General features: G+C 66.2%; 14 protein-coding genes, 1 tRNA gene and 1 pseudogene. 7 read left to right on the top strand and 9 right to left on the bottom strand.

Features of this window, described 5'->3' with window-relative positions; genetic code table 11:
• The 5 genes and pseudogenes from I5M_RS31495 to I5M_RS30075 form a co-directional block, all read right to left on the bottom strand.
• Positions 1 to 200: DALR domain-containing protein (locus I5M_RS31495; protein WP_199900048.1), on the bottom strand; the 200-nt coding region annotated here is incomplete at its 3' end.
• On the bottom strand, positions 197 to 640 hold the full coding sequence (locus I5M_RS18320) for a hypothetical protein (RefSeq protein ID WP_022722724.1): 444 nt from the start codon (positions 638 to 640) through the stop codon (positions 197 to 199). The genes I5M_RS18320 and I5M_RS31495, both read right to left, overlap by 4 nt.
• 1 nt (position 641) lies before the next feature.
• Positions 642 to 2384, bottom strand: a complete 1743-nt coding sequence (locus tag I5M_RS18315; RefSeq protein ID WP_022722723.1) for a glycosyltransferase family 39 protein — start codon at positions 2382 to 2384, stop codon at positions 642 to 644.
• Positions 2385 to 2435: 51 nt separating this feature from the next.
• A complete protein-coding gene (pbpC, locus tag I5M_RS18310) occupies positions 2436 to 4475 on the bottom strand; it encodes a penicillin-binding protein 1C (protein ID WP_022722722.1) in 2040 nt (679 codons plus the stop codon).
• Positions 4476 to 4630: 155 nt separating this feature from the next.
• A pseudogene (locus I5M_RS30075) lies at positions 4631 to 9873 on the bottom strand (alpha-2-macroglobulin).
• A 337-nt stretch (positions 9874 to 10210) separates the two neighbouring features.
• Between I5M_RS30075 and I5M_RS18300 the strand changes: the two are divergent.
• The 3 genes from I5M_RS18300 to I5M_RS18290 all read left to right on the top strand — a co-directional run bounded on the left by I5M_RS18300 (position 10211) and on the right by I5M_RS18290 (position 11074).
• Positions 10211 to 10287, top strand: a tRNA-Arg gene (locus I5M_RS18300).
• Positions 10288 to 10343: 56 nt separating this feature from the next.
• Positions 10344 to 10736, top strand: coding sequence for a type II toxin-antitoxin system RelE/ParE family toxin (locus tag I5M_RS18295; protein WP_031336947.1), 393 nt, complete (start codon positions 10344 to 10346; stop codon positions 10734 to 10736).
• Between the two features lie 14 nt (positions 10737 to 10750).
• Positions 10751 to 11074: a helix-turn-helix domain-containing protein gene (locus I5M_RS18290; RefSeq protein ID WP_022722720.1), complete on the top strand. Its 324-nt coding sequence runs from the start codon at positions 10751 to 10753 to the stop codon at positions 11072 to 11074.
• A 96-nt stretch (positions 11075 to 11170) separates the two neighbouring features.
• Here I5M_RS18290 and I5M_RS18285 read toward each other — a convergent pair whose 3' ends face one another.
• The gene (locus I5M_RS18285) at positions 11171 to 11650 is read right to left on the bottom strand and encodes a threonine/serine exporter family protein (RefSeq protein WP_022722719.1); all 480 of its coding nucleotides are present in this window, start codon (positions 11648 to 11650) and stop codon (positions 11171 to 11173) included.
• Entirely contained in the window at positions 11647 to 12456 is an 810-nt protein-coding gene (locus tag I5M_RS18280) for a threonine/serine exporter family protein (protein ID WP_031336945.1), read from the bottom strand. Before I5M_RS18280 ends, I5M_RS18285 begins: the two co-directional genes overlap by 4 nt.
• A gap of 281 nt (positions 12457 to 12737) precedes the next feature.
• Between I5M_RS18280 and I5M_RS18275 the strand changes: the two genes are divergently transcribed.
• Positions 12738 to 13070, top strand: a complete 333-nt coding sequence (locus I5M_RS18275) for a hypothetical protein (protein WP_031336943.1) — start codon at positions 12738 to 12740, stop codon at positions 13068 to 13070.
• 58 nt (positions 13071 to 13128) lie between these two features.
• On the opposite strand, the gene I5M_RS18270 is transcribed toward I5M_RS18275, so the two are convergent.
• On the bottom strand, positions 13129 to 13578 hold the full coding sequence (locus I5M_RS18270) for an FKBP-type peptidyl-prolyl cis-trans isomerase (RefSeq protein WP_031336941.1): 450 nt from the start codon (positions 13576 to 13578) through the stop codon (positions 13129 to 13131).
• 189 nt (positions 13579 to 13767) lie between these two features.
• On the bottom strand, positions 13768 to 14022 hold the full coding sequence (locus I5M_RS18265) for a pentapeptide MXKDX repeat protein (protein WP_022722715.1): 255 nt from the start codon (positions 14020 to 14022) through the stop codon (positions 13768 to 13770).
• Positions 14023 to 14282: 260 nt separating this feature from the next.
• Here I5M_RS18265 and dctP point away from each other — a divergent pair, with 260 nt between their 5' ends.
• The 3 genes from dctP to I5M_RS18250 form a co-directional block, all read left to right on the top strand.
• Positions 14283 to 15302, top strand: a complete 1020-nt coding sequence (gene dctP, locus I5M_RS18260; protein ID WP_022722714.1) for a TRAP transporter substrate-binding protein DctP — start codon at positions 14283 to 14285, stop codon at positions 15300 to 15302.
• The gene (locus tag I5M_RS18255; protein ID WP_031336938.1) at positions 15299 to 15847 is read left to right on the top strand and encodes a TRAP transporter small permease; all 549 of its coding nucleotides are present in this window, start codon (positions 15299 to 15301) and stop codon (positions 15845 to 15847) included. Before dctP ends, I5M_RS18255 begins: the two co-directional genes overlap by 4 nt.
• Positions 15844 to 16896 (top strand): TRAP transporter large permease (locus I5M_RS18250; RefSeq protein WP_022722712.1); only part of this gene is annotated, 1053 nt, incomplete at its 3' end. The genes I5M_RS18255 and I5M_RS18250, both read left to right, overlap by 4 nt.

Below are 16896 nucleotides of genomic sequence, written 5' to 3'. Positions count from 1 at the left end.
CATATTCCTGAGTCGATGCCTAGAAGCCGAAGTCCCGTAACTACCTTATTGCGAGCTGACTGAACCGTGAGATCTAGCGTTGCGACAGAATTTGTCATTAACTCTTTGGTACGGGCATCGCCTTCTCGAGCAAATTTTGCCAGTCGGTGAAGCTCTGCAATCGCTCGTGGAGTGTTTAGATCGTCGGAAAGAGCCTTCATGAATTCGTCAGAAGGTGCCTCTTCACTAAACGCGCCGCTATCGCACTGCTTGAAGTCCGTGTGCCGATGCCGATCATCGTCGCACGCGCCGCGCCGGACAGCCGCGGCAGCACGAGCAGCACCGGCACGAACGACAGTCCCAGCACCCACAGCACGTATTGCGACTTGCCAAAATCGGTGAGGATCTTCACCGGCCACAGCGACGGCGTGCCGCGCTTCGGCATCAGGTTGATTTCGTAGGCATCGACCACGAACATCAGCAGGACGATGACGCAGGCCAGCACAGCCGTCAGTAGCAGCGCATGCCTCGCCCAACGCCGCTTCGCCTCGGCCCGCCGCGAATGCGATGGTTCGCGAACGAGGCGCGCCAGCGCCTGAACGATCAGCGATCCCAGATCGGCAAAATAGCCCCGCGGCGCGGCCTCCAATTGGCGCGCCATGTTAATGCGTACCAGCCGAGCGGAAGATCGCGATCGAAACCGGCTTGCCTTGCGAAAAATTGTAGCCGTCGATCCGCGCCTGCAATTCGTAGCGCAGGCCGATCGCTTCGGCGCGCGACGCGAAAGCCCGCTCGCTGCGCGACTCGACGATGGCAAAGCGGCATTGGCCGCCGAGCAGGAAGTCGGCAGCCCCCGAGCCGTCGGTCAGCAGCGTGTCGGTGCCGGTCATGAATACGAGACTCGGCTCGTGATAACCGGCTGCGGCCGCCTTCGGGCCGACGCAGACGACCTTGCGCAGTTCGCGGGCGATTTCGACGCTCGGAAACACCGGCCGCAGCGTCGGCACCACGACCCCGAGCACCGCCATCTGCAAGAACAGCGACGCCAGCACCGCGTTCAACAGAGACGCCTCGGCGCGGTTGTCGTCGAACAGCCGCCAGGCGAACAGGCCGCAGATCAGCGAGAACGCCACGAACGGCCAGGCCAGGAAGGTCGGCTGCTTGGTCAGCATGATCGAGCCGATCACCGCGAGCGACAGCACGATGACCGGGATCGCGAACCACCACGCCGCACCCTTAGCCAGCCAGGAGCGCGACAGCACCCGGCCCTCCACAGCTCCCGCCGCCATGATGGCGATCGCCGGATAGAGCGGCAGCACGTAGTGCGGCAGCTTGGTGATCACCAGCTCGAATACGATCCAGCTCGGCACCAGCCAGGCCAGCAGGAACTGCGCGCCGGGCTCGCGCCGCGCCCGCCAGATCGCCGGCGTCGCCATCGCGGCGAGCGGCGCGCCGGGCCAGAAGGTCAGCCAGAACAGCACGAAGTACAGGCCGGGCGGCGCACCGTGCGACTCTTGCGACGACGCGATCTTGCTCAGCATGTCGCCGCCGACCGAATTGGCGAAGAAGCTGTCGCCGGCGCGCAGGAAGATCGCGACGAACCACGGCAACACCAGCAGCAGCATCCAGACGACGCCGACCGCCGGCCGCAGCCGCTTCAACCACGCCAACGAGCGATCGAGGATCGCCAACGGGATCAGCGTCAGCACCACGAACATCAGGATCAGCGGGCCCTTGATCAGAAAACCGGCAGCAAGCGCCGTCCAGAACACGGCCGGCTCGAGCCAGCCCGGCGCGGAATCATCGCCGCGTTGCCAGGTGAGATACGCGCGCGCCATGGCGCCCATTGCCGCCACGACCGTGAACAGCAGGAACGCATCCGTCTTGGCGAGCCGCGCCTCGACACCGAGCAGGATCGAACTACTCAGAATGAGTCCGGCCACCACGGCGCCGCGGCGTCCGACGAAAGCCAGCGCGGCCCAATAGGTCATCAGCACGGCGCCGATCGCGCCGGTCAGTGACGGCACGCGATACAGCCAGATGCGCACCTGAGCACGCGGCAGCCCGAGCTTGCCGGCAGTCTCCACCACGCTCGCCTGCAACCAGTAGATGCCGACCGGCTTCTTGTAGCGGACTTCGTCCTGATAGCGGATGTCGATCGGATCGCCGCTCTCGACCATCTGCTTGGTGGCCTGGGCGAAGCGCGCCTCGTCGCGGTCGATCGGCGGGATGTTGAAGAAGCCCGGCAGGAAGAACAGCAGCCCGACCACAAGCAGGAACGCCGCGGAGCGCAGGTGGCTGACGGTGACGAAATCGAGCACGGCCAGCAGCGCGCGGCCCGGGTCGAGAATCCTCTTGGGCTCGCGCGGGGCGCCGAAACGGGGGCTGGCAGCGGTCTTGATCATCGGTGTCGCATACGCTGAAACCGATCCGCCGATCAACTGCTTAGCCGAATTCTACTGGATTCGGACCACGACTGTGTCTGCAACGCCCAAAGCGTCCATGACCGTCACCCGGGCGAACCCGGGCCCCGGCGGCGCGACCAGCCGCTGGCGCCGGCCGTCGATCTCCCCGGCGACCACGCCATTGACCATCACGGTCATCGGCAGCACCCCGCCCGCGACTTTGACTGGCAGCGCGCCGGTCGAGGCCTGGCTGACGGCGTCGATCCGCGAGCCGTTCAGCGGAAACTGGATGCGCAGCGCCTGATCGCCGCTGGCGCGGACCAGTTCGCCCGCAGGACGGAAGCGGCGCAGCGGCAGCGGCAGCTTGGCATTACTGGCGATCAGCGTGCCGCGCGGCGGCTTCGGCAGCGGTGTGCGCAGCTGCCCAGTGCGGGCGAAGGCATCGAACAGGATCGGCGCCGCGGCGGAGCGGCCGATCAGGCCCGGGACAGGCGCACCGTCCGGCCGGCCGACCCAGACACCGATCGTCATCTTGCCGTCGAAGCCGACCGACCAAGCGTCGCGATAGCCATAGGAGGTGCCGGTCTTGAACGCGATCTGGTGCCGCATGGCGTTATCGGGCGGCGGCGTGTCGATCAGGACGTTGCCGACCTGCCACGCCGCGACCTTATCCATCAGGCGCAAACTCTCGCGGTTGTCACTGGAATCGCTGGCGATCTCCTTGAGTGGCAGCACGTTGCCGAGACGCGCCAGACCTCCATAGAGCTGCACCAGATCGATCAACCGGATACCGACGCCGCCGAGGCCCATGGCGAGGCCTGGCACTTCGCCGTTCGGCAGCACCAGCCCGGCCCCAGCCTGTTTCAGCCGCGACGCCAACCGGCTCGCGCCGACGCGGTCGAGCAGCTCGATTGCCGGCACGTTCAGCGACAGTTGCAGCGCTTTCCGCACCGGCACCGTGCCCTGAAACGTCATGTCGAAGTTCTCCGGCGCATAGACGCCGAACCGCGCCGGCCGGTCCTCGATCAGGCTGTCGGGATGAACGAAGCCGTCCTCGAACGCCATCCCGTAGATGAACGGCTTGAGCGTCGAGCCGGGCGAGCGCACCGCTCGGACCATGTCGACCTGCCCTGCCCGGCGGTCGTCGAAATAATCCGCCGAACCGACATGGGCCAGCACCTCGGCCGACTCGTTGTCGATGGCCAGGATGCCGATCGAGATGTCGCGCCCGAGCGACGCCGCGCGGTCACGCGCTAGCGCTTCCAGGGCGCGTTGGATCGTGCCGTCGAGCGTCAGTCGGATGGTTTGGGCACCGCTCGCGGTCGTCAGCGCCTGATCGGCCGAATGCGGCGCCAGTACCGGCATCGGCTTGCGCTGGCGCAGCACCGGCACCGCCTCGGCCTGCGCCGCATCGTCGGCGGCGACGACGCCGTCGGCGACCATCAGCGTCAGCACGTGGTCGCGCGCGACCCGCGCGTTATCGGGATGGCGGTCGAGCCGCCGCGTCTCCGGCGACTGCGGCAGCGCCACCAGCAGCGCGGACTCGGCAAGCGATAGCCGCTTCGGCTCCTTGCCGAAGTAAGCGATCGACGCGGCGCGGATGCCTTCGAGATTGCCGCCATAGGGCGCCAGCGTCAGATACAGATCGAGGATCTGCTGCTTGCTGAGTTCGTGTTCGAGCTCGATTGCCCGCACCATCTGGCGCAGCTTGGCCGAGACCGAGCGCTGCCGCCGCGGCTCGAGCAGCCGCGCCAGCTGCATGGTGATGGTCGAGCCGCCGGAGACGATGTGGCCGCGGGTGACGAGCTGCCACGCCGCCCGCCCGACTGCCAGCGGATCGACGCCATGATGCGAGTAGAACCGCTTGTCCTCGTAGGCCAGCAGCAGCTTCAAATAGCGCGGATCGACATCGCTTTGCGCATGAACCGGCAGCCGCCACCGTCCATCCGCCATCGCATAAGCGCGCAGCAGCTTGCCGTGGCGGTCGAGAACCGTGACCGACGCTTTCCGCGCCTCGTCGAGCGGCAATGGGCCGAGCGACCAGGCATAGGCGGCAAGGCCGCCGAGCGACGCGACGATGAGAACCACCATCGCGGCAAGCGCAATCCTCGCTGCCCGCCACCGCACTCTCCGCCCGTCATGGCCGGGCTTGTCCCGGCCATCCACGTCTTGACGCGGGGATAAACTGCTCGTGGATGCCCGGGACGAGCCCGGGCATGACGACGTGCTTGTGGTCGGTTCTCCGCTCACTTCGCCGCCTTGACTTCGATGGCGCCGGTGTTGGTGCGGCCGTAGCGCGAGGGGTTGTACATGTCCTCGACATAGGCCTGCGGCAGCACGTATTTGCCGGGCGACACGGCGCGGACCACATAGGCCACGGTGAACACCGACTTGTCGTCGGCCTTGCGGTCGATGGCGGCGGTGAAGCGGTCGTCGCGGAACTCGGTGTTGGCGGCTTCGACGCCGTCCTCGATCCAGTCCAGCGTGCCGCTGTCGCCCGACGACACCAGATGCGGATTGTCGATCTCGAGCCCGGCCGGCAGATAATCCGCCACCATGATGTGGCCGTACTCCGGCTTGGGCTCGGTGATCTTCAGCACCACGGCGTAGCGGTCGTTCTGCTTGGCCTTGGTGATGTCGGCCGGCTCGCCGGCGAGCGTGTAGTAATTACGCTCGATCTTGAAGCCGTTGGCTGCGGCCGGCTCCGGCGTGATCGGCGACCCGCTGACGCTGACCACCGCCTGCACCGGATTGTCGCCGGTGTTGACGATCTTGATCGGCTGGCTCTTGACCTCGTCGGCCTTGTAGCTGCGGAACAGCGCCGTCTTCACCGCGCCGCCGTTCAGGTCGAGGCTGATCGGGTCCTTGGCGAGCGCACGCGCCGCCAGCACCAGCCAGGCGTTTTCCTGGGTCGACGTATATGGCGTCAGGCCGCGTGAGGCTTCGACGCGCTGCACCGCCGTGGTCAGCGTCGCCCGCGGCGCGTTGCCCTCGCTGGCGAGCGACACCAGGGCCGCCGCGTCACGCAGCTCCGAACCGTAGTCGACACGGCCGAACTGCAGCACGGGCTTGGGCGCCAGGCTGTCGGCCGCCGCCGCGTAAACCCGCTCGGCCCGGGCGCGGTCGCCGACCAGCGCCAGGGCGGCGGCGATCTGCGACTTGGCAATCGGGGTGGCGATCTTATCGAGCTTGGTGTCGGCGAGGTAGCGCAGGTCGCCGACAGGCGCGACGCCGTTGCGGGCCAGCACATAGAGCCCGTAGGCCAGATCGCGGCCGCCGTCCTTCTCGGGCTCGTCGGCATTGACCACCGCGTTGCGGATGCGATCCAGCGCGGCGCGGAACGCCACATCGGGCACCACGAAGTTCTTCTCGCGGGCACGGGTCAGGAAGTCAGTGACGTAGGCGTCGAGCCAGGCGTCGTCGCCGCCCGCCGACCACAGCCCGAACGAGCCGTTCGAGCCCTGCCGCGCCAACAGCCGGTCGATCGCGCCCTTGATGCGCTCGTCGGCGGTCGTGTCCATCGCCAGGTGGGCGCTGGCCGACAGATCGTTGACGTAGAGCAGCGGCAGCGCGCGGCTGGTGATCTGCTCGGAGCAGCCGAACGGATAGCGGTCGAGCGCCTTGAGGATGGTGGCCGCGTCGAGCGCCGGCGACACGCCGACCGACAGCGATACGCCGCCGGTGCCCGGCACCAGGTCGACGAACATGTCGCTGGTCAGCGTCAGGCTCTCGTTCTTGGCCAGCGTGCGCACCGCACGCCGCGCCAAAGTCTGCGTCGCCGGGCGGATGTCGAGCGCGTAGTGCCGCGCCAGCGCCAGCCCGTTCGGCCCCTTGATGTCCACGTCGAGCGTCGCCGCCCCTGCTCCGCCGGCGTCGAGCGCGAGCTGCGTCGAACCGCGCTGCTTGGCGGCGAGCTTCAGCGTCGTGGTCGAGGCGCCGCCGAGCTTCACCGGCCCGGTCGCCTTGACGCTGATGGCGTAGTCGCCGGGCGCACCCTCGACGTTGTCGAGATCGAACGCCATGGTGCCGTGATCGCCGTTGCGCAGGAAGCGCGGCAGCGTCGTGGTCAGCACCACCGGATCGCGCACCGTGACGTCGACATTGGCGCGGCCGACCTTGGTGGCGGTCCATGCCACCGCCATCACCCGCGCGGTGCCGGCGAACTCGGGAATGTCGAAGTCGATGGTCGCCGTGCCGTCGGCGGCGACGGTAACGATGCCCGAATACAGCGCCAGCGGCTTTTGCGTCGGCGGGCTGCCCTGCAGCTCGGCTGCACCGGCGTCGCCGCCGGAGCGGATCTGGCCGCGCGCACCCTGCATGCCGTCGATGAGCTGACCATAGAGGTCGCGGACCTCGGCGGTGAGGCGGCGCTGGCCGAGATAGTAATCGTCCGGCGCCGGCGGCTTGTAGCCGGTGAGATTGAGGATGCCGACATCGACCGCCGCGACGGCGATCTTGGCGTCTTCGCCCGGATTGAGGCCGGTGAGCTTCACCGGCAGCTTCAACGTCGTCGACGGCCGCACCAAAGCGGGCGGCGTCAGCGCCACCTGGAGCGTGCGGGCGTTCTTGTCGATCGAGAACCATTTCAGCCCGATGGCGCGGCCAGGCATGCGCTGGGCGTTGGCATCGAGCGGCCGGCGCAGCGTCGCCATCACGTAGGCGCCCGAGCCCCAGTCCTTGCCGACCTGCAGCTTGACCTGCGAGCTGCCTTGCTTGACCTCCTGCGACTGGGTCGTCAGCAGCCGGTCACCCAGCACGTTGACGGTCAAGAGCCCGGCGGTCCGCGCGTTGACGGTGACCGTCAGCGTATCGCCGGAGGCGTATTCCGGCTTGTCGATCGAGGTCTCGAGCAGGTCCGGCGTGTCGGCCGAGCCGTCCGAGTACCAGCCGACATCGAACTGCACCGAGGTGATCGGACCGGCGGCGTCCGCCGTCTTGACGTCGAGCCGGTAGCGGCCCGGCTCCGGATTGAACTGCAGCCGCGCCGGCTTGTTCGCCTCGACCGTCACATCGCCGTCGGCGACGCGCTTGGTCGACTTCACCGGCTCGTAGTCCCAGGACGAATTCTGCCGGTACCACTGATAATGCGACTCGATCTTCAGCAGCTCATAGCGCAGCCCGGAGCGCGACAGCGAGGTTCCGTCCGGCGCCACGAAGGCGACGTCGAACTTGGCGGTGTCGCCCTCCGCGACGTTCTTGTCATTGAACAGCGGCTTGACGCCGATCATCGCCGCGGCGGGCGCGACCGGCAGCACCAGCTTGCGCTCGACGGCGCGGCCGCCGGTCTCGCGCATCCGGATGAAGATCTGCGCCTCCTGTGGGCGCGTCGAGGACGGCGGCTTCGGCAGGCTGACCGGGAACGTGGCGACGCCGTTGTCGTCGGCCTCCGGCAGGTTCTCCAGCGGCGTGCGCTCGTTGGACGTGGTCTCCTCGTCGGCGACACCGAACTGATAGCCGGTATAGCCCGGCCGGCCGGCCGACGGCGCGACCAGCAGGTCGCCTTCCAGTGCCAGCCCCGAAGCTGGCGCGCCATACAGGAAGTGGCCGTCGACCTTCAGTTCCACTGGAGCATCAGCTTTGATCAGCTTGTCCTTGGACGACAGATCGAATTCGATCCGGTCCGGGACATAGTCTTCGACCATGAAGGTGGTCTCGCCGACGCTCGATCCCTTCGGGTCGGTGAAGGCGCGAACCCGCCACGTGCCGGTCGGCACCGCGGAGTTCAGCGCGACATCGAGGCTGCGGCCGCCGGCACCCTGGTCGGACAGCACGGCGCGGCGGTACTCGACACCGTCCGGCCGCTCGATCACCAGCGTCATCGGCGTGGCGACGACGGCGTTGGCCTGGCCATCGCGCAGCAGCGCGGTGAGATGCACGGTCTCGCCCGAGCGATAGACGCCGCGCTCGGCATAGACGAAGGCATCGGCGCCAGCCGGCACGGCGCGGCCCGCGACGCCGCGGTCGGTCAGATCGAAAGCGTTGGTCTTGAGACTGAGGAAGGCATAGTCGGCCTTGTCGGCACTGGCGGTCAGCAGCGCCGGCGACAGACCGCCCTCGCCGCGCGCCAGCCCGGCCTCGAACAGCACGTGGCCGGAGGCGTCGGTCTTACGCGTCGCCAGCACCTCATTGTTGCGCGCGATCAGCCGCACTTCGGCATTCGCCATGGGCGCGGTCGAGGCCAGCGAATTGACGAAGACGTGGATGCCGTCATTGCCCGAGAACGCCGTCAGGCCGAGATCGGAGACGATGAACCACTGCGTGGCGAGTTGTCCGTCGAAATCGGAACCGGGAACCGGCCCCTTGGGCGCGGCGGTCATCACATAGACGCCGGGCTGCAGATCGGTCAGCACCTGATCGACTGGAAACGCGGTTGTGACGTCGGCATTGAGCGCCGCTGGCGCGGTGTCGAGATCGCCGGACCACACTTTGACGCCGCGCTCGTTGCCGAGATCGTTCAGCTGATAGCTGCTCAGCGTCTTCTGGAAGTCGCTGTCGACCACGGTGTTGATCAGATTGCGGTCGCCGATCCGAAACACCTGGACGGCAACGGTCTTGGTGTTGACGGAGACCAGCGGAATGCCGCGCTGGCCGGTCTTGGGCAGCACATAGGCGCGGCCGGTGAAGCGCACGAACGGCTTGCGGTCGCGCACATAGATGTTGAACTCGGCCGACTTCGGCAGGCTTTCGCGCACGCTCGACGGCAGGCCGGAGCGCAGATTGACGGTGTAGCGCTCGCCGTGGGTCAGGCCCCTCGACGCAGAGCTGTTTCTCTTCCGACGTCAGCGCCGGCTTGTTCGCGCCGGCCAGCGCCACGAAACGGGTGAAGTCGGTGCGCTGGCGAGGCCTCGGAGAACTGGAAGCACACTCGCGGTGACGCGGAGTCGGAGTCCACCGTATAGTCGAGCAGCTTGAAGCCGTGATCGGCGCGAAGATTTTCATAGAGCCCGCGGACATCGGCAACCTCGCGCAGGTCGAGCGACAGCCGCAGCGTGTCCAGCGCCGGACGCCACAGATGGCGTTCCGCCATCGCGCGGCCGAGCACCGCCAGTGCATCCGCCTCCTCGCCCGCATTGCCGGCACGCTGATAGGCGATGTAGGCGGCGGTCGAGGCGCGCTCGAGCAGGAAGGTGCGCTCGCTGCTGGTCGGCGACCAGATCTGGAACACGGTCTTGGCGAGCTTCAGCCAGTTACCGGCATCGGCCGGATCGACGCTGGCGATCTGGCCGAGGATGGCCAGCCCGGTGCGGTTGTCGCCGCGCTTGAAGGCGGCGTCGGCATCACTGCGCAGCATCGCCGCCGGCTTGCCCACCGGCCCCGCCTCGCTCTTGATCTGGGCTTCGAGCTTGATCGCCGAGTCCGCCAGGTCGTCGCGCTGGAACGCCTTTTCGGCCGCCTGCGCGGAACTGAGCTGCGCAAAGCCGATCGGCACCGAGCCGAGCCCGAGCGCCAAAACGGCGCACAGCGAAAAAGCGCGAACCAATCCGATCATGTCGAACTCCCCTGCCGCGGTCCAAAGCCGCGTTCGTCAATCGGAGGAAAGGCGGGCCAGCCAACGCGCGGCGCTTGGCCGGCACGACAATCTTGTCCCGATCCTTGGCACGGCCGCAGCGCCGATCCAGCGGCGCAATCGTATGGCCGAGGCTGTGACGGTCCCATGTCGGGCGCCCGTTCCTTCCGAATCACATCTTCGCGTGACGGTGCGCCGATGACAACGCCGCCGCCAACGCTTGGACGCACCAGCCTTTCGAATGGTTCGGAACTTGTTGTCGGAAAGCCGGAAATTTTGTATCCCGCAAGGCATTAGAAGGCGCCGCACACGCCCCGACGGTCCCATAGCTCAACTGGATAGAGTAGCGGATTTCTACTCCGCGGGTTGCAGGTTCGAATCCTGCTGGGATCGCCACTGCCTGCTTGAAGTTGACCAGATAGTTTTATAGTATTTTTGCTATGGAGACGCAAATGGCCGCCCTTCCGAGGCCTGAGCGCTCGAGAACGGTACATTTTGTCGGAACTAGCAGGAAAGACCTCAGGTCCCTGCCGAAAGGTGCGAGAGCCGTCTTCGGTTACGCACTCTTGCTGGCCGAGTCGGGAATGAGACACCCCGACGCCAAGCCGCTGAAAGGGTTTGGCGGTGCTGGTGTCCTCGAAGTCGTGGAAGATCTCGACGGTGATACCTACCGGGCCGTTTACACCGTGAAATTTGGCGACATCGTCTATGTTCTTCACGCGTTCAAGAAGAAGTCGAAGGTCGGATCAAAAACGCCGCCGCGCGATATCGAGTTGATCGTCTCCAGGCTGAAAGAAGCTGAGGATCACTTCAAGCGAAACTACGCACCTCAAAAGAAGCTCTGATCGCGAAGGTCGAAATGGCAAAGAAGTCGAAAATCACTCGGGGCAGCGGAAACGTGTTTGCCGATTTGGGGCTCGACTTGCCTGAGGAACACCTCGTGAAAGCCCGTCTGGTCATTCTGATCGCCAAGATGATCGAGGCCGAAGGGCTTACGCAAGCACAGGCCGCGACCAAGATCGGCTTACGTCAGCCCGACGTGTCGAAACTTTTGAGGGGTAAGTTTGAGGGCTTCTCTCTCGAACGCCTTCTGAATTTCGTGCGCGCTTTCGGTTCGGACGTCGAGATCAAGGTCAAGCCGAGCCGATCGAAGCAGGAAGGCCGCATACTCGTTTCTGCTTGACCGACTACGCTTGCCTTCGGGGCAGGACGAGAGCGAGCCGCGAGGGCCGAATGTCCTGACAGCTCGATGCCGTACCCGCGGCAGAAGACGGCAGGCTTAGAACTGCCTGCTCTTCATCAAATAAGCCGGGATCGCCAGCCCTGCCCCGATCGCGCCGACGATGGTGACCACCCGCACGAACGCCTGCGACGCAGCGACAAGCTGAGCTGTCGCGGTGCCGGAAGTATCCGCTGCGACCGCAATGTACCCCAGCATGGCCTGTCCGAAGAACGCGCCCGGCACCATCGGGATGCAGCCGGCGAGCGCAACCGCGCTCGAGGTCGGGCCTAGCCAGCGCTGCGCCAGGATCGCGGCGCAGGAGGTCGTCAGTGAAGCCACGAAGGTCCCCGCCTCCAGGCTGCCGCCGAACTGCTGCACCAGCGTACGCGCGGCGAGCGCCAGCGCGCCGGCGAGCGTGCACCACAAAAGCGTGCGGCCGCCGAAATTGAACAGCACGCCGAAGCCGGCGGCGGCGAGCGCGCCGAACGCGGCCTGGTGAGCCAGATGCGGAAGTATCGCCAGCCACATCTCGCTCATGCGTGGATCCTCAGCAGGAATTCGGCGAGCCACACGCCGGTGACGGCGAACACCATGATCATGATGACGGTGATGGCGCGGGCGCTGCCCATGGTCGGGTAGCCGTCCATGATGTCGGTCTGGGCGTTGGTCGACGGCACGCCGGGCACCAGCAGCAGCGTCGAGGCCATCATCGCGAGTTCGACCGTCGAGCTGCCAGCGAGCCGCGCGCCGATGCAGCCGAGTGCGGCGGCGAAGTAACCGACGATGCCGGCGACGACGAACACGTTGGTGTGGTGGGCCAGCAGCGCGTGACGGATGCGCTGGCCAAGCCCGGCCGCGAGCAGCGTCGGCACGAAGGACGGCCAGTCTGCGCCGAGCAGCCGGCCGAACGCCGCGCAGGCGAGCCCGGTGGCAACCGCGACGAGCCACGGCGGATGCCGCGGCGTCTCCTGCACCAGCCGCAGCAATTCGGCTGAGATTTCCTCCGGCGTCATGCCGCCCTGCGACGCGCGCACCGCGAGGTCACGCACGGCGAAATCGAGCCGATGGTTCACGCCGTGCGGGCCGATCTGCATCATGCGCGTCGTCGTGAGCGGCCCCATCGCGACGGTGATCTCGAACGACGCGTAGCCCGAGCGCATGCCCAGCACTTCGGCGCCGAGCCCGCTGGTCACCAGCCGCGCGCCCTCGTGGACGACGCGCACCGAGGCGCCGCTCTGCGCCAGCGTGGTGCCGATGCGCAGCGCCACATGGGCGATGCGCTCCAGCATCTGATGCTGCCGGTGATCGGCTGCGGGTTCGGCGGGAGGTGTCGGCTGGTCCATGAGGCTCGGCAGTCCACGTCGGCGGCGTCCGGGGCCCCCAGCCGACATTCTCGTGGTGTGTAGCTGGGCGATGCATATCGCGCTGCCGCATGAATGCACAGCAACACCGCGTCGCACGTGTGACGTCGATAACGGTACCACGATGCGCGGACACGCAGAATAATACCTTTAGCTCAACGACTTAGTTCGATTTGTCAGGCTTCCGCCGACTTTCGGTTCGCAGCCCGCCGACTATGCTTTGCGGGCGGCGCAGCGGCCGTATTGCACGCAAGAGGTTGATGATGAAATTTCCGACCCTGGCCCTCGCGGCCCTCGTGATCATTGCGGTGGTGCTGTTTGCCAAGAACGGTCTGCCGCCCAGCGGAGACACCGCCACTCAGGCGGTCGCCGTGGCGCCGCTTCCGGTCAGTCCGATCCGCACCGTGACCTCGAACAGCTGCGCGTCGGACGGCTGCCCGGTGTCCTGCGAGGACGGCGAAACACTGCTGTCGGCGTTCTGCATCGCCGGCACCAAGGCGCGCTTCGCCGATACGCTCAAACTCGCCAAGGGTGGCGTTGCCGCGACCTGCGGCATGGGCGCCTCCAGCGTGCTGATGTATTGCGGGCGTCAGTAATCACTTCACACAAGAGCGGCCGCCCGCGTCATGCGAGCGGCCGCTTCATGAACGCGAATTACTTCACGCCGAGCAGTTCGACGTCGAACACCAGCGTCGCGTTCGGCGGGATGACGCCGCCGGCGCCGCGTGCGCCGTAGCCGAGATCCGGCGGAATGATCAGCGTGCGCTTGCCGCCGACCTTCATCGAGGCAACGCCCTCGTCCCAGCCCTTGATGACCCGGCCCTTGCCGATCGGGAATTCGAACGGCTCGTTGCGATCGACCGACGAGTCGAATTTCTTGCCCTTGGTGCCGTTCTCGTACAGCCAGCCGGTGTAGTGCATCACGCAAATCTGGCCCGGCTTCGGCGACGGGCCGGTGCCGACCTTGGTGTCTTCGATCTTCAGGCCTGAGGCGGTGGTGACGGTCTCTGACATGGCTTGGGTACTCGAGATGAGCGCCGCCGCCGGAACAGCGGCGAGCAGCGCGGAAGCCAGCAGCATGCCGGCGGGAGAAGCGAAACGCATCGGATGGTCCTTTGGGATCGACGTCGGTCGCAAGTGAACCGGCGTTTTAGCGGGACCGGCCGCAGCCGACAACCCGCGCAACGGCCATCACCGCCCTCCTGCTTACGTTTCAGCCGCAACAGTGATGCCACGCCGCAACGCGCCCGCCCGTCACCGGGCGAGCGCAGCGAGGTCGTGCGGAGTGATCGATTACTTCTTCATCGTGTCTTTCGACATGTGATCCTTGGACATGCTGTCCTTCTTCATGCCGTCTTTCGCCATGCCGTCGTGAGACATCTTGTCGTTCGACATGCCGGTCTTCGACATGCTGTCTTTGCTCATTGTGTCCTTCGACATCGTGTCCTTCTTCATGCTGTCTTCCGCATGAGCGACGGGCGCGAGCGCGACGGTGGCCGAAAACACGGCGGCGGAGACAGCAAGGGCGATACGGGTGGTGATGGTCATGTCGTCATCCTGTTGGAGCGATCGGGACGCGGCAATTGCCGCCATTGTTCCAGACGCGCCGGGCAATGGAACTGTTACGCGGTGCTCCGCAAAAATTTTGAGCAACTTGCCAGTCGCCTCGTGACGCAGTGCGACGCAGCATGGTCGCTACGCTGCATCGCAACTAACAAACATCGGCAGGGCGAGCTGCCCTGTCTTGACCATGTCGCAACGCAGGCTGTAGCCATTGATCAACAAACGAAAACCAATGGGAGAGAAACATGCTCAGCCGCCGCCTCGTTCTCGCCTCCGCGATCGCCGCTCCTGCGATCGTCAAATTCGGCCTCGGCACCGCGCACGCCGCGACGACGCTGAAGATCTCGCACCAGTTCCCCGGCGGCACAGTCGACAAAGGCGACTTCCGCGATCGGCTGTGCCGCAAGTTCGCCGATGAGATCAGCAAGCGCTCCGGCGGCGAACTCACCGCCGAAGTCTATCCGGGCTCTTCGCTGATCAAGACCAACGCGCAGTTCTCGGCAATGCGCAAGGGCGCGCTCGATCTGTCGCTGTATCCGATGCCCTATGCGGGCGGCGAATTGCCCGAGACCAATATCGGCCTGATGCCCGGCCTTGTCTCGACATATGATCAAGGCCTCGCGTGGAAGACCAAGCCCGTCGGCAAGGCGCTGACCGACTTCCTCGCCGACAAGGGCATCGTGCTGGTGACCTGGGTGTGGCAGGCCGGCGGTGTCGCCAGCCGAACCAATCCGATGCTGGCGCCCGACGACGCCAAGGGGCTGAAGATCCGCGGCGGCTCGCGCGAGATGGACATGGTGCTGCAGAAGGCCGGCGCGGCCGTGCTGTCGGTGCCCTCGAATGAAATCTACGCCGCGATGCAGACCGGCGCCTGCGACGCCGGCATCACCTCCTCGACCAGCCTGATCTCATTCCGGCTCGAGGAAGTCGCCAAGCATCTCACGTCGGGCGCCGACGCGTCGTACTGGTTCATGCTCGAGCCGCTGATGATGTCGAAGGCGATCTTCGACAAGCTGCCGAAGAACCAGCAGGACATCATTATGCAGGTCGGCGGCGAACTCGAAGCCTTCGGCAAACAGGGCGCGCAGGCCGACGATATCGAAGTCGGCAAGGTCTACGAGAAGGCCGGCGCCAAGGTCGAGAAGCTCGACGCCGCTACCGTCGACAAATGGCGCGCGATCGCCCGCGACACCGCGTGGAAGGACTACGCGGCGCGCACGCCGACCGCAGCCAACCTGCTCAAGCTCGCCAGCGAAGCCGCCTGATGCATGGACCGGTTGCGGGCCCATCCGACCCGACCAGCGCCGCCCATCGTGAGACGGGCGGCGTCCTCGGCCATGCGCTGGCCTTCGTCAACCGCGTCATCCTGATCGCCGCGGCACTGGCGCTGGTCGCGGCCTGCTGCATCCTCAGCTACTCGGTCGTGGTGCGCAGCCTGTTCCGTAGCGCAACGTACTGGCAGGACGAAGCCGCGGTGTTCCTGCTGGTCGGCGCCACCTTCCTGACAGCGGCGTTCGTGCAGAGCCAGCGCGGCCATATCGGCATCGAGGCGTTCACCGGGCTGCTGCCGCCGTTCGTGAACCGCATCCGCCTACTGCTGGTGGATATCGCCAGTCTGGCGTTTTGCGCGTTCTTCGCCTGGAAATCCTGGACGCTGACACACGAAGCCTATGTGGACGGCCAGGTGTCGAATTCGATCTGGTCGCCGCCGCTCGCGATCCCCTACGCGCTGATGGCGGCCGGCATGACGCTGCTGTGCGTTCAGATCGCGCTGCAGATCGCCAACGCGCTGAAGGGCCTGCGGCCATGACCGTGCTGGGAATTGGCATCGGCTACGGCGTCGCGACGCTGGTGGCGATGTTCTCGGGCATGCCGATCGCGTTCGCGCTCGGTGCCGTCGCGCTGGTGTTCATGGCGATCTACATGCCGTCGGCGTCGCTCGATACGGTGACGCAGAACGTCTACGAAGAGATGGCGTCGATCACGCTGCTGTCGATCCCGCTGTTCATTCTCAAGGGCGCGGCGATCGGCAAATCGCGCGCCGGCCAGGATCTGTATTCCGCGCTGCATGCCTGGCTGCACCGCGTGCCCGGCGGCCTCGGCGTCGCCAACGTGTTTGCCTGCGCGCTGTTCGCCGCGATGGCCGGCTCGTCGCCGGCAACGTGTTCGGCGATCGGTTCGGCCGGCATTCCGGAGATGCGCAAGCGCGGTTACTCCGGTGGCTTCGCGGCCGGCATTATCGCCGCCGGCGGCACGCTGGGCATCCTGCTGCCGCCCTCGGTGACGATGATCCTATTCGCTGTCGCCGCCGAGAAATCGCTCGGCCGGCTGTTTCTCGCCGGCATTGGACCGGGCCTGTTGCTGGTGACGCTGTTCGGCGTCTACGCCGTGTTCCGCTTCCGCCGCGAATACGCCACGGCCAAAGAGCTTTACGAGAGGACCGGCGCCAATTCGGCGATCCTGACCGATGAGAAATTCACCATGGCGCAGCGCTTCGGCGCGTTGCCTCGGGTGATGCCGTTCGTGGTGCTGCTGACCGGCGTGATGATCGCGCTGTATGGCGGCTATGCCACGCCCTCCGAGACCGCCGGGCTCGGCGGCCTGCTGGCGCTGCTCTTGATCGCGCTGATCTACGGCGTGTGGAAGCCGAGCGACCTGTCGCCGATCCTGACCTCGACGGTGCGCGAATCCACCATGCTGATGATGATCATCGGCATGTCGCTGCTGTATTCCTACGTGATGAGCTATCTGCACATCTCGCAATCCGCCGCGGAATCGATCGTGGCGATGGATTTGCCGCGCTGGGGCCTGCTGTTCGCAATTCTGGTGCTGGTGGTAGTGCTCGGCTTCTTTCTGCCG

The organism is Rhodopseudomonas sp. B29 (genome assembly GCF_000333455.1).
Classification (GTDB): Bacteria; Pseudomonadota; Alphaproteobacteria; order Rhizobiales; family Xanthobacteraceae; genus Rhodopseudomonas.
This window is presented reverse-complemented; position numbering and strand designations above follow the sequence as displayed.

What these genes read in the sequence shown, in the direction of transcription:
- I5M_RS18320 (WP_022722724.1), bottom strand. Translation starts at nt 640, where the DNA reads ATGGCGCGCCAATTGGAGGCCGCGCCGCGGGGCTATTTTGCCGATCTG.
- I5M_RS18315 (WP_022722723.1), bottom strand. Translation starts at nt 2,384, where the DNA reads ATGATCAAGACCGCTGCCAGCCCCCGTTTCGGCGCCCCGCGCGAGCCC.
- pbpC (WP_022722722.1), bottom strand. Translation starts at nt 4,475, where the DNA reads ATGGTGGTTCTCATCGTCGCGTCGCTCGGCGGCCTTGCCGCCTATGCC.
- I5M_RS18295 (WP_031336947.1), top strand. Translation starts at nt 10,344, where the DNA reads ATGGCCGCCCTTCCGAGGCCTGAGCGCTCGAGAACGGTACATTTTGTC.
- I5M_RS18290 (WP_022722720.1), top strand. Translation starts at nt 10,751, where the DNA reads ATGGCAAAGAAGTCGAAAATCACTCGGGGCAGCGGAAACGTGTTTGCC.
- I5M_RS18285 (WP_022722719.1), bottom strand. Translation starts at nt 11,650, where the DNA reads ATGAGCGAGATGTGGCTGGCGATACTTCCGCATCTGGCTCACCAGGCC.
- I5M_RS18280 (WP_031336945.1), bottom strand. Translation starts at nt 12,456, where the DNA reads ATGGACCAGCCGACACCTCCCGCCGAACCCGCAGCCGATCACCGGCAG.
- I5M_RS18275 (WP_031336943.1), top strand. Translation starts at nt 12,738, where the DNA reads ATGAAATTTCCGACCCTGGCCCTCGCGGCCCTCGTGATCATTGCGGTG.
- I5M_RS18270 (WP_031336941.1), bottom strand. Translation starts at nt 13,578, where the DNA reads ATGCGTTTCGCTTCTCCCGCCGGCATGCTGCTGGCTTCCGCGCTGCTC.
- I5M_RS18265 (WP_022722715.1), bottom strand. Translation starts at nt 14,022, where the DNA reads ATGACCATCACCACCCGTATCGCCCTTGCTGTCTCCGCCGCCGTGTTT.
- dctP (WP_022722714.1), top strand. Translation starts at nt 14,283, where the DNA reads ATGCTCAGCCGCCGCCTCGTTCTCGCCTCCGCGATCGCCGCTCCTGCG.